This is a genomic window from Pseudomonas quasicaspiana (assembly GCF_021147825.1).
Lineage (GTDB): Bacteria > Pseudomonadota > Gammaproteobacteria > Pseudomonadales > Pseudomonadaceae > Aquipseudomonas > Aquipseudomonas quasicaspiana.
The window spans coordinates 1-14,282 of sequence record NZ_JAGTPI010000054.1 but is presented as its reverse complement, the minus strand read 5'-3'; the positions used below and the strand labels follow the sequence as shown (position 1 = coordinate 14,282).

Annotated in this window: 14 protein-coding genes; 11 read left to right on the top strand and 3 right to left on the bottom strand. The window is 57.3% G+C overall.

Going from position 1 to position 14,282, the window contains the following annotated elements; genetic code table 11:
• Position 1: 1 nt before the first annotated feature.
• On the bottom strand, positions 2 to 646 hold the full coding sequence (gene gacA, locus KDX30_RS23290; protein ID WP_027898589.1) for a response regulator transcription factor GacA: 645 nt from the start codon (positions 644 to 646) through the stop codon (positions 2 to 4).
• 198 nt (positions 647 to 844) lie between these two features.
• On the bottom strand, positions 845 to 1,198 hold the full coding sequence (locus KDX30_RS23285) for a helix-turn-helix domain-containing protein (protein WP_027898590.1): 354 nt from the start codon (positions 1,196 to 1,198) through the stop codon (positions 845 to 847).
• Positions 1,199 to 1,279: 81 nt separating this feature from the next.
• On the opposite strand from KDX30_RS23285, the gene KDX30_RS23280 reads away from it, so the two are divergent.
• The 11 genes from KDX30_RS23280 (at position 1,280) to KDX30_RS23230 (ending at position 13,833) form a co-directional block, all read left to right on the top strand.
• A complete protein-coding gene (locus tag KDX30_RS23280) occupies positions 1,280 to 1,513 on the top strand; it encodes a DNA-binding protein (protein ID WP_027898591.1) in 234 nt (77 codons plus the stop codon).
• 236 nt (positions 1,514 to 1,749) lie between these two features.
• The gene (locus KDX30_RS23275) at positions 1,750 to 1,893 is read left to right on the top strand and encodes a hypothetical protein (protein WP_231677614.1); all 144 of its coding nucleotides are present in this window, start codon (positions 1,750 to 1,752) and stop codon (positions 1,891 to 1,893) included.
• Positions 1,894 to 2,211: 318 nt separating this feature from the next.
• Positions 2,212 to 3,294, top strand: a complete 1,083-nt coding sequence (locus tag KDX30_RS23270) for a 3-deoxy-7-phosphoheptulonate synthase (protein ID WP_231677613.1) — start codon at positions 2,212 to 2,214, stop codon at positions 3,292 to 3,294.
• 125 nt (positions 3,295 to 3,419) lie between these two features.
• A complete protein-coding gene (locus tag KDX30_RS23265; protein ID WP_027898593.1) occupies positions 3,420 to 3,701 on the top strand; it encodes a peptidylprolyl isomerase in 282 nt (93 codons plus the stop codon).
• Positions 3,702 to 4,002: 301 nt separating this feature from the next.
• On the top strand, positions 4,003 to 5,871 hold the full coding sequence (locus KDX30_RS23260) for an extracellular solute-binding protein (protein WP_231677612.1): 1,869 nt from the start codon (positions 4,003 to 4,005) through the stop codon (positions 5,869 to 5,871).
• Positions 5,872 to 6,942, top strand: a complete 1,071-nt coding sequence (locus tag KDX30_RS23255) for a microcin C ABC transporter permease YejB (RefSeq protein ID WP_099271255.1) — start codon at positions 5,872 to 5,874, stop codon at positions 6,940 to 6,942. It abuts the gene before it with no gap.
• Positions 6,942 to 7,964, top strand: a complete 1,023-nt coding sequence (locus KDX30_RS23250) for an ABC transporter permease (protein ID WP_231677611.1) — start codon at positions 6,942 to 6,944, stop codon at positions 7,962 to 7,964. Before KDX30_RS23255 ends, KDX30_RS23250 begins: the two co-directional genes overlap by 1 nt.
• 1 nt (position 7,965) lies before the next feature.
• Positions 7,966 to 9,549, top strand: coding sequence for an ABC transporter ATP-binding protein (locus tag KDX30_RS23245; protein ID WP_231677628.1), 1,584 nt, complete (start codon positions 7,966 to 7,968; stop codon positions 9,547 to 9,549).
• A gap of 53 nt (positions 9,550 to 9,602) precedes the next feature.
• Positions 9,603 to 11,018 carry a sigma-54 interaction domain-containing protein gene (locus KDX30_RS23240; RefSeq protein ID WP_231677610.1) on the top strand — a complete coding sequence of 472 codons (1,416 nt, stop codon included), beginning with the start codon at positions 9,603 to 9,605 and terminating at the stop codon, positions 11,016 to 11,018.
• A gap of 642 nt (positions 11,019 to 11,660) precedes the next feature.
• Positions 11,661 to 13,052: a GntP family permease gene (locus KDX30_RS23235; RefSeq protein WP_122704763.1), complete on the top strand. Its 1,392-nt coding sequence runs from the start codon at positions 11,661 to 11,663 to the stop codon at positions 13,050 to 13,052.
• 10 nt (positions 13,053 to 13,062) lie between these two features.
• Positions 13,063 to 13,833 (top strand): 3-hydroxybutyrate dehydrogenase, encoded by a 771-nt coding sequence (locus tag KDX30_RS23230; protein ID WP_122397072.1) that lies wholly within the window; start codon positions 13,063 to 13,065, stop codon positions 13,831 to 13,833.
• Positions 13,834 to 13,975: 142 nt separating this feature from the next.
• Here the strand turns inward: KDX30_RS23230 and KDX30_RS23225 are convergent.
• The coding region (locus KDX30_RS23225; protein ID WP_231677609.1) for a hypothetical protein at positions 13,976 to 14,282 on the bottom strand (307 nt) is incomplete at its 5' end.

Below are 14,282 nucleotides of genomic sequence, written 5' to 3'. Positions count from 1 at the left end.
TTCAGGCGCTGGCATCGACCATGCCGTGACGTACCGCCAGCAAAGCCAGCTCGACATCGCTGCCAATCGACAGCTTCTCAAAGATACGGTAACGGTAGGTATTTACGGTTTTCGGGGACAGACACAGCTTATCGGAGATGGTCTGCACTTTCTGGCAGCCAACGATCATCAGGGCAATCTGGATCTCACGCTCCGAAAGCAGATCGAAGGGCGAGTTGTTGACTTGCGGCTGGAACGACTTGAGGGCCAGTTGCTGGGCTATCTGCGGACTGATGTAACGCTGTCCGGCAAAGACCAGACGGATGGCCTGCACCATTTCCGCCAAGCCAGCACCTTTGGTCATGTAACCCGCCGCACCGGCCTGCAACAGCCGCGTTGGAAAAGGATCTTCCTCGCAGACCGTAACTGCCACAACCTTGATTTCGGGATGGCTGCGCAACATTTTGCGAGTCGCTTCGAGGCCGCCGATGCCGGGCATCTTTACGTCCATGAGCACCACATCAGGCTTCAGCTCGCGCGCTTTCTTGAGCGATTCTTCACCAGAGTCTGCCTGGCCGACCACCTGAAGACCGTCTATATCAGCCAACATGCGGGTAATGCCTGTCCGGACAAGATCATGGTCATCAACAACTAGCACCTTAATCAAGCAGACACCTCGCAAAACGGTCATAACGAATACGGATCACCATAGCAAAAACAAAGGGCCAGACCTAGCGTCAAGCAAGGTCTGGCCCACAATGATTTTGATATGGCGCTGAGGACACGCTATCACCGATGCCCTCAAATGATGAAATTATTTGCGCCGCTAATCGTTAACGCAGTGGAGTTTCAGCCTTCCCTGCGATTAACGCGCCTTGCTCTGGATGGCATATGAAGCTGACAGCTCAGCCATGGTGATGGTCAATCGCCTGATGGCATCCTGATCTTCCTTGGTGAGGGTACGGTAGCTACCCAGAACTTTCTCCTCAGCATTGCTTAGATTTTCGACAAGGATAGGCGTAGCGCTTCCGGTCAGAACAAACAATACATCCACGCCCTTTGCGGCGATGGCTGCGAGGTAATCGGCCTTGGGGGCACGATCGCCACTTTCATATTTGCCCTGAGCGTTGGCCTCCACGCCTCCGATTTCTCCAAAAGCACGCTGAGATAAACCCAAGCGTTCTCTTTCTTTTCTCAGTCGGGAACCTATTCCACTCATTTGAATGCGTAATCCTGTTGACCCCATCCTTACGAATGGTAGAATCGAGTTAAATTAAACTGATTTGAACGGTTTTGAACTATGCCCGGAATACGTACCGCCGCACAAGCCAAAGCATGGCTTGAACATCAAGGTAAATCTGTTCAAGAGTTTGCCCGCGAGCACAGCATTGATCCGGCAACCACTTATCAGGTTTTGGCTGGCCGCAAGAAAGGTCGGCGCGGAGAGGCCCATAAAGTGGCGGTTTTACTGGGCATGAAGGACGGCATCATTCCCGCCGAGCCACAACGTCAAGTTGAAGCAGCAGCTGATTGAGATTCTTCCAGGTGAGAAATTGCGGATGGAATACACGGGATTAATGGACACTCGCCTGTAAGAGCTTTCTCCATTTCTCCCTCGCTTTAAACATCTTGTTTCGAACTCGTCGAACGAAAAAAGCGCGAGCCCTCTCGACTGATTTTGCTGAAGCCGCCTATGGCTGCCATTGATATTTCTGATTGAAATGCTCAGCACGGCTGAAGTAAGCTCGCTGCACTTAACGGAGACGTATCATGTTGCCATCCACTTCACAGCCACTGTTGCAGACCAGCGTTGATCGCCTGGAAGCGCGCGCGGCCGTGTGTGGTCAGTCGGCAGACGTTGCTCCGCAAAACACTTCTTATTTTGGGTATTGGTTTAGCCACTGGCGCGCCTGATACCCATCCGGCGCCCACATCAAGGGGACGCCAACCAGAGAATTCTCTACCCCCGGTCGGCTACCCGACCGGGGGGTTTTTTTTTAGCGCCCCCTGAAAATTTAATTGAATCGAGGATTACGACATGACCTACAGCACTTATTACCGCACCGACATTTGCACTGCCTGGCGATTTAGCAGCCTCCGTTCGGGACAGCAAGCCGCCTCCGTTCGGTCACTGACAGGTGGCAACCCGTTACAAAACGCCAACCCGGCAAATTGTCGAACACCCCAGTAGGGCTCGAGCGGGCCGCACCCGCCAGCCCAGGAAGCAGAACCATGAATTCGTCTATCGCCGTAAAACCGTCTGACCTGTCGTCCCGCAACCTGACCGTGCTCGACAGCATTCCCGCCCCGCAACGCCTGCCAAGTACCCTGCAACTGAAATCGCAGTTGCCGCTGGATCTTGCCCTCACTGAACAGGTTGCCGCACAACGCCGCGCCGTTCGCGCCATCCTCAATGGCCAGGACTCTCGCCTGCTGGTGGTGGTAGGCCCCTGCTCCATCCATGATCCACAATCAGCCATTGAATACGCCGAACGCCTGGCGGCCCTTGCCGGTGAAGTCAGCGATCAGATGCTGCTGGTGATGCGCGCCTACGTAGAGAAGCCCCGCACCACGGTTGGCTGGAAGGGCCTGGCTTATGATCCGCAACTCGACGGCAGTGATGACATGGCCGCAGGCCTCACGCTCTCACGTCATCTGATGCGCGAGATGCTGCGCCTGGGTCTGCCTGTTGCGACAGAGATCCTGCAACCCATGGCAGCCGGTTATTTTGACGACCTGCTCAGTTGGGTCGCCATTGGTGCTCGCACCACTGAATCGCAGATCCACCGGGAGGTGGCCAGCGGTCTGCCTATGCCAGTGGGCTTCAAGAACGGGACTGACGGGGGCGTCGCCATTGCCTGTGACGCCATGCGTTCGGCTGCTCATGGGCATCGTCACTTCGGCATGGATCGCCAAGGGCATCCGGCGATCATCGAAACCCAGGGCAACCCCGACACTCACATCGTACTTCGCGGTGGACACCAAGGGCCTAACTACGATCGTAGTAGCGTGGCGCAAGTACGTGAGAGCCTCGCGAAACAGCAAATTGCCGAACGCATCATGGTCGACTGCAGTCACGCGAACAGTGGCAAAGACCCGTTGCGCCAGCCGGAAGTATTCAACGATGTGCTCGCGCAGCGCTTGCAGGGTGACTCATCACTGGTTGGCATGATGATCGAAAGTCATCTGTTTGAAGGCTGCCAGCCGATCAGCGGCTCGATGCGTTACGGTGTCTCGGTGACTGATGGCTGCCTGGGCTGGGACGCCACAGAGCATCTGCTGCGCGAAGCCGTCAGCAAACTGCGTTACAGGTAACAAGCGAAAAAGAGCGGCGGACAACGCCGCTCAACTCGCTTGATGGTTAATGCTCTGAACTTTATCGAGAAATGCCTTCCTTAATCCGGTAGGCTCTTTCTTTTTTTTCACAGGAGTAATTCCACATGGCTAAAGCCACTGCCCGCCACATCCTTGTATCCAGCGAAGAGAAATGCAACGAGCTCAAAGCGCAGATCGAAGGCGGTGCTGATTTTGCGGAAGTCGCCAAATCCAACTCCAGCTGCCCATCCAGCCGCCAGGGCGGTGATCTGGGTTCTTTCGGCCCAGGCCAGATGGTCAAGGAATTCGACACTGTCGTGTTCAGCGCGCCCGTTAACGTCGTGCAAGGCCCGGTGAAGACCCAGTTCGGTTATCACCTGCTGGAAGTGACCAGCCGCCAGGATTGATTCCTCGCGACTGATGCTCACAAACGGCTCGCCTCAAGGCGGGCCGTTTTTGTTTGTGGCGCTAGAGAAACCGCCATGCCCCCCTGTAGGAGCGCACGAGCCCCGCAATGCTGGGGTTTAGCGCATAACCCCTACTTGCACCGCGCATCATCCAGTTACAAACCAGCCCGGGTTCCGGTACCTTGTTGAAGCCTGCATTGAACGGTCAAGAACGTTGCCTGACCGTGCCTGTCGTATGACTTTAATCATCGCCACCCTTAACCCTGATGTTCGCCCGCCGACGTCAGTCAGGATCCCAGTAATGCGTTTTGTTTCTTCATCGCTGATCGTGGCACTGCTGGCCCTGCTCTCTGGCCCTCAATTATTGTCCGCTGCGCCGCAACACGCTCTGACGGTTTATGGCGAAGCGCCCCGTTACTCTGCGGATTTCAAGCATTTCGACTACGTAAACCCGGACGCGCCAAAAGGCGGCAGCATGCGTCGCTCGGCTCAGGAAATTGGCCAGTTCGACCACCTGATGCCCTATCTGGACAAAGGGACCGGCGTGTCGCAAATCAATGGCATGCTCTATTCACCTCTCGCTGTACGATCGCTGGACGAGCCTTACACCGTTTATGGTCTGGTGGCTGAGCGCATCGAGCGCAGCGATGATGGCCTGTCGTTGCGCTTCTATATCAATCCGAAAGCCCGCTTCGCAGACGGCGTGCCTATTACCGCAGAAGACGTGCGCTACACCTACGACCTGCTGATGACGCAGGGCAGCCTGTCATACCGGACACAATTTCAGGACGTCAAAGGCGTTGAGGTTGAATCCCCAACCCGGATCCGCTTTGACTTCAAGTCCAGTGAAAGTCGAACGTTGCCGCTGGACCTCACTTCCCTTCCGGTCTTTCCGGAACACTGGTGGAAGAGTCGCGACTTCGCTGGCGGTGGCGGCTTTGAGATTCCGGTGGGCAGCGGCCCCTACAAAGTCGCCAAGGTGGACCCAGGACGCAGCATCACCTTCGCCCGTGACCCGGACTGGTGGGCCAGGGATCTGCCGGTAAACCGCGGTTCCTATAACTTCGACACCTTCAGCGTCGAGTACTTCGGCGACATTGACGTGGCCCGGCAAGTCCTCAAGGGCGGCGCTTACGACTACAACCGCGAGTACTCCGCCACGGCCTATTCGATTCTCTACGACAGCCCGGCGCTGACCGACGGCCGCCTGCAAAAGGCCCATCTGGCCAAAGGCGCCGTGCAGAGTTCTCAAGGTTTTGTCTTCAACCTGGATCGCCCCATTTTTCAGGATCGCCGGGTGCGTCAGGCGTTATCGATGCTCTGGGACTTCGAATGGACCAACCGGCAGATGATGCGCAACATGTACATCCGCCAGAACAGCTACTTTTCCAACTCGTCCCTGGCCGCCACTGAGCTGCCGACTCCAGCCGAACTGAAAATTCTTGAGCCTTTGCGTGCCAACGTGCCGCCGGAAGTGTTCAACAAGGTATTCCACACCCCGAAAACAGATGGCACGGGATACATCCGGGACAAGCAGCTTGAGGCACTGAAGCTGATGGAAGACGCTGGCTGGACGCCCAAAGGCGATCATCTGGTCAACGCCCAAGGCGAGCCGTTTACCTTTACCTTTCTCAACGGCCAGGCCGGGTTTGAAAAAATATTGCTGCCGTACAAGCGCACGCTGGCGCAGATCGGTATCGACTTCGAGATACGCCGCATTGACTCGGCGCAGTTTCTGAACCGGGTAATGGCCCGTGATTACGACATGATCGTGACCGGTTACCCGGTTTCAACCTCGCCTGGTATGGAGCTGTATAACAGTTTCGGCTCCAAAGGCGCCCGCGACCCCGGCTCCAGTAACTACATGGTGCTGCAGGACCCAGCAGTGGACAGCCTGATCGCCGGACTGGTCAGCGCCGATCAGAAATCCACCATGGTGGATTACGCCCGTTGCCTGGATCGTGTGCTGCAATGGGGCTATTACTGGATTCCCAACTATTACCCGCCGGGTGCATCTACGCTGTGGTGGAATCGTTTCGGCATTCCGAAAGTACAGGCCAGTAATGGGGAGGCGATTGAAACCTGGTGGGAGGTCAGCCCTGTTCCGCTGACCAACGAGCAGTTCGCTGAAAAACGCGGCGCTTCCGCCGTCGCCTCGGAGATGAAGTGAATGCTCGGCTATTTATTGCGACGTCTGTTGCTGATCATTCCTACGCTGTTGTGCATTTTGCTGGTCAACTTCTTTATTGTTCAGGCGGCGCCCGGTGGCCCGGTTGAGCAGGCCATTGCCCGCTTGCAAGGTATCGGCGGTGCCAGTTCCAGTGCTGGCAGCGCAGCGAGCGAGTCAATCAATGCCAACCCGTCACGCGCGTCTCGCGGCCTCGATCCCAAACTGATCAAAGACATCGAACACCAATATGGTTTCGACAAGCCCCTCCACGAGCGCCTGTGGCTGATGCTGAAAAGCTATGCGCGGCTGGATTTCGGTAACAGCTTCTTCCGGGGCGCGACGGTCACGGACCTGATTCTGCAAAAGATGCCGGTGTCCATTTCGCTGGGGCTCTGGGCAACGCTGATCACGTATCTGGTTTCGATCCCTCTGGGCATTCGCAAGGCAGTCAGACATGGCAGTCAGTTCGATATCTGGAGCAGCACCGCCATCATCATTGGCTACGCAATGCCAGCGTTTCTGTTTGCTATGCTGCTGGTAGTGCTATTTGCCGGGGGGACGTCACTCAACTGGTTCCCGGTACGCGGGCTGGTGTCCGAAGACTTCGAGCAGATGAGCACTGTGGGCAAGATTGCGGACTACTTCTGGCATCTGGTGCTGCCGGTTTCGTCACTGGTCATTGGTGGTTTCGCGACGCTGACGATTCTGACCAAGAACTCGTTTCTGAATGAAATCACCCGCCAGTACGTAGTGACGGCCAGGGCCAAAGGCTTGAGCGAGCGCCGCGTGCTGTACGGCCATGTGTTTCGCAACGCCATGCTGCTGGTGGTAGCGGGTATTCCGCAGGCATTCATCAGCGTGTTTTTTGCAGGTTCGCTGCTCATCGAAGTCATTTTCTCCCTCGATGGTCTGGGCCGCATGAGCTATGAAGCTGCGGTTTCACGGGACTATCCCGTGGTATTCGGCTCGCTGTTCATCTTCACCCTGTTTGGCTTGCTGATAAAACTGGTCGGAGATATCTGCTACACCCTGGTCGATCCACGAATCGACTTCAGCGCGAGGAATGCCTGATGAGCAGACTTTCTCCGCTGGCCCAACGACGGCTTGACCGCTTTCGCAAGAACCGCCGAGGCTGGTGGTCACTGTGGCTGTTCTGCGGTCTGTTCCTGCTGACGCTGGGTGGCGAGTTGATCGCCAATGACAAGCCACTGGTCCTCAGTTATCAGAACTCGCTGTATTTCCCGGCACTCAAGCGTTACACCGAGCAAGAGTTCGGCGGCCAATTGCCGTTTCAGCCGGACTATCGCAGTGATTACGTTCGGGATCTGATCAAAAAAGGTGATGGCTGGATGCTGTTCCCGCCCATTCCGTTCAGCGACAACACCCCCAATTACGACCTCAATCGCCCTGCCCCCAGCCCGCCGACAGCGCAAAACTGGCTGGGCACTGACGATCAGGCGCGAGATGTGCTCGCCCGAGTGATATTCGGTGCCCGAGTATCGATTCTCTTCGCCCTGGTATTGACGACTATCAGTGCCCTGATTGGTATCGCAGCGGGTGCGCTGCAAGGCTATTACGGCGGCTGGGTCGACCTGATCGGTCAGCGCTTGCTGGAAGTCTGGTCAGGGTTGCCGGTGCTTTATCTGCTGATCATTTTGTCCGGCTTCGTCGAACCCAATTTCTGGTGGTTGCTGGGCATCATGGCGCTGTTTTCATGGCTCGCGCTGGTGGATGTGGTGCGCGCCGAGTTTCTTCGCGGCCGCAACCTTGAGTACGTCAAGGCGGCTCGCGCATTAGGCATCAGCGACAGCAAGATCATCACTCGGCATATCCTGCCGAACGCGATGAACGCGACCCTGAGTTACCTGCCATTTATCCTCACCGGCGCGATTTCTACCCTGACAGCGCTGGATTTTCTGGGCTTCGGCATGCCCGCTGGCAGCGCGTCGCTGGGGGAATTGATCGCCCAGGGCAAACAGAACCTGCAAGCACCCTGGCTGGGACTGACCGCTTTCTTCACCCTGGCGCTGATCCTGTCACTGCTGGTGTTCATTGGCGAGGCGCTGCGTGATGCCTTCGACCCGAGGTCTTGATATGTCGGACAACCTGATTGAAATCCGTGACCTCAGTGTCGCCTTCAGCGGGCAAACGGTGGTCAAGAACCTGAGCCTGGATATCCGCGCCGGTGAATGCCTGGCGCTGGTGGGTGAATCCGGTTCCGGCAAGTCAGTTACCGCCCATTCGATCCTGCAATTGCTACCCACCAAAGGCACAGTCAGCACCGGCAGCATTCTCTATCGGGACCAGCAGTTGCTTGGCGCAGACAGCCGCACTTTACGGCGCTTGCGGGGTCATCAGATCGGGATGATTTTCCAGGAGCCGATGACCTCGCTGAACCCGCTGCACACGGTCTCCAAACAAATCGGTGAGACCCTTCTGCTGCACAAGGGCCTGACAGGCCGGGCCGCACAAAAACGCATTGTTGAACTGCTCGAACTGGTGGGTATCCAGCAACCGGATAAACGTCTCAAAGCCTATCCGCACGAGCTATCAGGTGGTCAGCGCCAGCGAGTGATGATTGCCATGGCGCTGGCCTGCGAGCCGGAATTGCTGATCGCCGACGAGCCGACCACGGCCCTGGATGTGACGGTGCAGCGCAAGATCCTGCTGCTGCTCAAAGAACTGCAACAGCGCTTGAACATGTCGCTGCTACTGATCAGCCATGACCTGAATCTGGTGCACAGCATTGCCCAGCGAGTCTGCGTGATGCGCGCCGGGGAAATCGTCGAGCAATCCAATTGCCACTCATTGTTCAAACAGCCACAGCACCCTTACAGCAAACTGCTGCTCGACGCCGAACCCGCTGGGGAACCGCTGCCCCGGGACAGTCGGGAGAAAGTGCTGGAGGTGGACAATTTGCGTGTCTGGTTCTCACTAGGCGGCGGGATTTTCCGTCAGCACAAGGAATACCTCAAGGCGGTGGATGACATCAGCCTGAGCATCGAGCGCGGTAAAACCCTCGGCATCGTAGGGGAGTCAGGCTCGGGAAAATCGACACTTGGTCAGGCAATCCTGCGCCTGCTTGAATCGCGTGGCAGTATCCGTTTTCAGGGTCAGCGTCTGGACGACCTGAACCAAAAGCAAATGCGCCCGTGGCGCAAGCAGATGCAGGTGGTTTTTCAGGACCCTTATGGCAGCCTCAGCCCGCGTATGTCGGTGGCGCAAATCATCAGTGAAGGGCTTGAAGTCCATAGCGAGATGGACGCGACGCAATGTGAGGTCGAAGTCATTCGCGTGCTGGAAGAAGTCGGTATCGACCCGCAAAGCAGACATCGATACCCCCATGAGTTTTCCGGCGGCCAGCGCCAAAGGATTGCCATCGCAAGGGCTCTGGTCCTCAGACCGGCATTGATCCTGCTGGATGAACCGACCTCGGCGCTTGACCGAACGGTGCAGAAACAAGTCGTGGCCTTGCTGCGTCAGTTGCAGGAGAAGCACGGACTCACGTATTTGTTCATCAGTCACGATCTGGCCGTAGTCAAAGCACTGGCCCACGACCTGATCGTGCTCAAAGACGGCAAGGTTGTCGAACGTGGCGCCAGTCACGATCTGTTCGACGCCCCCCAGCATCCTTACACCAAGGAATTGCTGGCGGCGGCACACCCTGGATTCAGTTGAAAAAAAGGGCATTCTGTACGGCCAGACGCCGGTGACACACAACGGAACACCCCATGAAAGAGAGCCATAGCCTCAACGATTATCGCAGGGTTCGCCAACTGGCGATTCGCTCGCTGTTCGAAATCATCGAGCAGTCGAGCGAGGGCACCGTGATTGTCGATAAAGACGCAAAGATTGTCTGGATCAACGAACGTTATGCCCGCCGCTTCGGGCTGCAGGACTCCAGTTCGGCGCTGGGCCAACCCTGTGAAAAGGTCATCCCCGGAAGTCTGCTGCGCCAGGTTGCCACTAATGGACGGCCGATTCTGTTGGACATGATGGATACCGCCAAGGACCCGCTGGTGGTCATGCGCTTGCCGATTCACGATGACACCGGTGATTTGATCGGGGCCATTGGTTTCGCTCTGTTTGATGAGCTTCAGGCGCTTTCGCCGCTACTCAAGCGTTACCTGAGCATGCAGGAGGAACTGGCCTCTACCCGTTCCTTGTTACGTGCCCGTCAGGCCAAATACAGTTTTGCGCATTTCATTGGCACCAGCGCGGCCAGCCTGGAAGTCAAACGCCGGGCGCGACGCAGCGCCAGTGCTGAATCCCCCGTTCTGCTGCTGGGTGAAACGGGCACCGGCAAGGAACTGCTGGCCCACGCGATTCACAACGCGTCACCACGGGCACACAAAGCATTTGTCAGCATCAACAGCGCGGCCATTCCGGAAACATTGCTGGAAGCGGAGTTTTTCGGCACTGCGCCGGGTGCCTTCACCGGCGCTGACCGCAAAGGGCGACCGGGCAAACTGCAGATCGCCCAGGGGGGCACGTTGTTTCTCGATGAAATCGGCGATATGCCACTGCCCTTGCAAAGCAAACTGCTGCGCGTCCTGCAGGAAAAAGAGTACGAGCCTGTCGGTTCCAATCAAGTGCACAAGAGCGATATCCGCCTGATTGCTGCAACTTCCACTGACCTTGAAGCAGCCATCAAACGCGGCCAGTTTCGCGCGGACCTTTATTACCGCTTGAGCGTTTTGCCCATTCAGGTGCCGCCGTTGCGCGATCGGCTGGATGACCTGCCTGCTCTCAGCGAATCGATCCTCGAAGAGCTGCGCAGCCAGCACGAACTCGAACCGGGCGCACAGGCGCTGCTCGCCCAGCATGCGTGGCCGGGCAATATTCGCGAGCTGCGCAACGTTCTGGAGCGTGCAGCCTTGCTCAGTGATGACCTCGTGCTCAATGCTAAAGAGATCAGAGCCTCGATTGGCAGTCTGGTCCCGGTCAATAGCTTGGCCAGTGAATCGTCTGATCCTGCCTGCTTCGAAACCTTCAGCCAGGCCCGACAACGCTTTGATCGGCAGTTGATTGAGCAGGCACTGGTGCAATGCGCAGGGAATGTCGTGGAAGCCGCGAGTCAACTGGGACTCGGCCGCTCGACGCTCTACAAGAAAATGGCCGCGCTGGGGATTGCCGAGTCTCAATAGAGAGACTTGTGTCTCTGAAAGGAGATGGCCTGGTTGCCTGCAATCTCCATGGGCACTTTAGCTCTCTTGTGGGAGCGGTGCTTGCCCGCGATCGAAGCGCCGCAGTCCATTAGACACACCGAGGTGCCTGAATCGCGGGCAAGCACCGCTCCCTCATGGGTTCTGTATTTCACGCCCAACATCGGCGACGCTGTCCAACGATATTCAACCCTCTGATTTGGAGTGCTTTTTTAGCTGTAGGAGCGCGCTTGCCCGCGATCCGGTCTATCAGTGAAAAATTTATCGGCTGTGCTGACGCTATCGCGGGCAAGCGCGCTCCTACAGATTTTTTCACCAAGGCTTTTGTAGGAGCTGCCGAAGGCTGCGATTGCGGCCTTCGGCAGCTACTACATAGATCGAATGTTGCCAGAAGAAAATAAAAAATCTCGATTCGGAGACGGAACCTAATCCTCGCCTCAACTGATTCACATAAAGATCATAAAAATCAATGCATTGAAGAGCTGGCACGATTCCCGCTAAAGCACTCAAGCGGCACTCCCGCAGCCGAAAACAATAACAATATGCCGACAGGATCCACCGAGCCATGCAGAGCGCTATCGGCAGCCTCTGAGTTCGCCGGATTCCTAGGCCAGGAGACACTCAATGAGTGTAATCATCGCCCTGGCAGCCCTCGGGCTGTTGATGCTTGCTGCCTATCGCGGTTACAGCGTTATCCTCTTTGCCCCCATAGCCGCCCTTGGCGCAGTACTTCTGACAGATCCGTCCGCCGTCGCCCCGGCCTTTACCGGGGTGTTCATGGACAAGATGGTCGGCTTTATCAAGCTGTACTTTCCGGTGTTTCTGCTGGGTGCCGTGTTTGGCAAGCTGATCGAGTTGTCCGGATTTTCCCGGGCTATCGTCGCGGCAGCCATCGGCGTGCTGGGTACCCGCCAAGCCATGCTGGTCATCGTACTGGTCTGCGCCCTGCTCACTTACGGCGGCGTTTCGCTGTTCGTCGTGGTATTCGCAGTCTATCCATTTGCCGCTGAGATGTTCCGCCAGAGCGACATCCCCAAGCGTTTGATACCGGCAACCATCGCACTCGGTGCGTTTTCGTTCACCATGGACGCCCTGCCCGGCACCCCGCAGATCCAGAACATCATCCCCACCACGTTCTTCAATACAACGGCTTGGGCCGCGCCGTGGCTGGGTGTGATCGGCACTATTTTCGTGTTCTGTGCTGGCATGCTTTACCTGCAACGCCAGCGCAATAGAGCCCAGCGCGCCGGTGAAGGTTACGGCACTGAGCTGCGCAACGAACCGGATACGCCGGAAGACATCAAGCTGCCGAATCCGTGGATCGCGATTTCGCCCTTGCTGCTGGTTGGCGTGATGAACCTGCTGTTCACCTGGTGGATCCCTCAGTGGTACGGCAAGACGCATACCCTCGCCCTGCCGGGCATGGCGACACCGGTCCAGACCGAGATTGCCAAGCTCACCGCCATCTGGGCAGTCGAGGCCGCTTTGCTGATCGGGATCCTGATGGTGCTCGCGTTCGGCTTCACAGCCATTCGCAGCCGTCTTGCCGAAGGCAGCAAAAGCGCGGTGAACGGCGCGTTACTGGCCGCAATGAATACCGCTTCGGAATATGGCTTTGGCGCAGTCATCGCCTCCCTGCCAGGCTTTCTGGTGCTGGCTGACTGGCTCAAAGGCATTCCAGATCCGCTGGTCAACGAAGCCATCACCGTGACGTTGCTGGCCGGGATCACCGGTTCGGCGTCAGGCGGCATGAGCATCGCACTGGCGGCCATGTCGGAAACTTTCATCAATGCAGCTCATGCCGCCAATATCCCGTTGGAGGTGCTGCATCGGGTCGCGGCCATGGCCAGCGGCGGCATGGACACGCTGCCGCATAACGGCGCGGTGATTACCTTGCTGGCGGTCACCGGGTTGACCCATCGCGAGGCTTACAAAGACATTTTCGGTATCACCATCATCAAGACACTGGCAGTGTTTGTGGTGATCGGCACTTTTTACGCTACTGGCATTGTGTGAGGCGCAACGTATGAGTCTTAAAGGTAAAACGGCACTGGTCACCGGTTCCACCAGCGGTATCGGGCTGGGCATCGCTCTGTCGCTTGCCAGAGCTGGCGCTGACTTGATCCTCAACGGTTTCGGCGATGCTTCGGCAGTCATTGCCGAAGTTGCGAAGTTCGGCGGCAAGGTGGGTCATCATCCCGCCGATGTCAGCAAACCCGAGCAGATCGCGGAGATGATCGATTACGCCGAGCGCGAGTTTGGTGGGGTCGACATTCTGGTCAACAACGCAGGCATTCAGCACGTTGACGCCGTCGAGGACTTCCCCGTTGAGCGTTGGGATTCGATCATTGCAATCAACCTGTCCTCGGTCTTCCACAGCACGCGCCTATGCCTCCCGGGCATGCGCAGTAAAAACTGGGGGCGAATCATTAACATTGCTTCGGTGCATGGTCTGGTGGGGTCCACCGGTAAAGCGGCCTACGTGGCGGCCAAGCACGGGGTGATTGGCCTGACCAAAGTCGTCGGCCTGGAAACCGCCACGACGAATGTCACCTGCAATGCGATTTGCCCCGGCTGGGTGCTGACGCCGCTGGTGCAACAGCAGATTGATGACCGGGCAGCGGCCAGTGGCGATGCGGATCAGGCCAAACATGACCTGCTGGCCGAGAAACAGCCGTCGCTTGAGTTCGTGACCCCGTCACAGCTGGGCGAACTGGTGTTGTTCCTGTCCAGCGAGGCTGGCAGCCAGGTGCGTGGCGCGGCGTGGAATGTGGATGGTGGGTGGCTGGCGCGGTGAGGTAATCAGACCACTCGAAATTTGAAATACAGTCCTGTGGGAGCGGTGCTTGCCGGCGATAAAGGCAACTCGGTTCCACTGCAAAATCGCGGCGTCTACATGGCGGGCAAGCCCGGCTCCCACAGGAGAAAGCACTAGCCTGTCAAAGCAACGCTAGCCCGGGACGGCTTACTTCAGAGAAGCTATCGCGCTGCCAGCACATAACCCTGTGGGAGCTGGGCTTGCCCGCGATAAAGGCAACTCGGTTCCACTGCAAAATCGCGGCGTCTGCATCGCGGGCGAGCCCGGCGCCCACAGGAGAAAGCGCTCGCCTGTCAAAGCAACGCTGGCCGCGACAGCTGACTTCAGACAAGCTATCGCGCTGCCAGCACATAACCCTGTGGGAGCTGGGCTTGCCCGCGATAAAGGCAACTCGGTTCCACTGCAAAATCGCGGCGTCTGCATCGCGG